Origin of the sequence: Hallella seregens ATCC 51272, assembly GCF_000518545.1 — a bacterium.
Taxonomy (GTDB): domain Bacteria; phylum Bacteroidota; class Bacteroidia; order Bacteroidales; family Bacteroidaceae; genus Prevotella; species Prevotella seregens.
Genome location: NZ_JADU01000062.1, coordinates 1 through 1,005, shown reverse-complemented (window position 1 = coordinate 1,005; position 1,005 = coordinate 1). Strand labels below are relative to the sequence as shown.

The following is a 1,005-nucleotide window of genomic DNA, read 5'->3' as shown; positions in this document are numbered from 1 at the left end:
TGCGTACCTGGAGCATTGTTGCCCGAGGAATGGGAATAGGGGTGCGGCCCGTGGCGGAGTAATTCCTGATATACCCAAACATCGCTCTTTGACATACTGACACACACGACGGAAACGAATCGTTGAAATAATCAGGAGAAAGACTTGGACTTTCCGCTTATTTGTATTACATTTGCATGCAACATAACAAGAAAGGACAGGAATATGGAAACGATGACAGTAAGAAAGTCGGCTTCGTTCAGGTTGAACGCCGACCTGCTTGAAACGCTGAAGCGGCATGCCAAGGCCGCCAACCGCAGCCTGAACAACTATGTGGAGAGTGTGTTGCTCGATGCCATGTACCATGAGCCGAACGAGGAAACGAAGGCTGCCATTGAGGAGGCCCGGTCGGGGAAGCCCGCTGCCGGCACACTCGACCTCTCCAATTTTGACGCCTTTGTGAAATCAATAGAAGAGATGGATGAAAAAGGTTGACTACAGTACGAAAGCCAAGAAAGACCTCAAACGCTATAGAAGCAAGCCTCATGAATTGGCAGAGCTCTTCAAAGTGCTGAAAATGCTGGCTCGTGAACAAAAACTTCCTGCGATTTATCATCCTCATCAGTTACAAGGCGAATACGAGGGTTGTATGGAGTGTCACGTCAAAAGCGATTTCCTGCTCATCTGGATAGATGAGGATTTATCAACCATACGAGTGCTGAGAGTAGGCAGCCACTCCGAACTTTTTAGATAATCCTGGATTTTTGTCCCACGCCCTTGAATGGAGCGTGGGACGGTTGTTTTCTCCCCGTTGCCAAGATTTTCGTTTTCCGTCGTGTGTGGTCATTCCCGAGGTGTTCACCTCCCGACGATGTTGCGGACACACAGGGCGTGTGTCCCTACGTTGTGCGGCGCATGGGGAATTGAAAGACAACGCCCAATCGCACCGGGTTCAAAAAAGACAACGAACAACAACCGAAAACAACGCTGCGCCGCGGCATTGCCGTTGTTGAGAGTTGTTATCCG

At 49.8% G+C, this 1,005-nt stretch carries 2 protein-coding genes; both read left to right on the top strand.

Annotation, left to right across the window (positions count from 1 at the left end):
- Positions 1-204 precede the first annotated feature (204 nt).
- Positions 205-474, top strand: a complete 270-nt coding sequence (locus L888_RS0111155) for a hypothetical protein (protein WP_005843415.1) — start codon at positions 205-207, stop codon at positions 472-474.
- Positions 461-733 carry a type II toxin-antitoxin system YafQ family toxin gene (locus L888_RS0111150; protein WP_027952944.1) on the top strand — a complete coding sequence of 91 codons (273 nt, stop codon included), beginning with the start codon at positions 461-463 and terminating at the stop codon, positions 731-733. The genes L888_RS0111155 and L888_RS0111150 overlap by 14 nt, the downstream gene beginning before the upstream one ends.
- Positions 734-1,005: the final 272 nt, after the last annotated feature.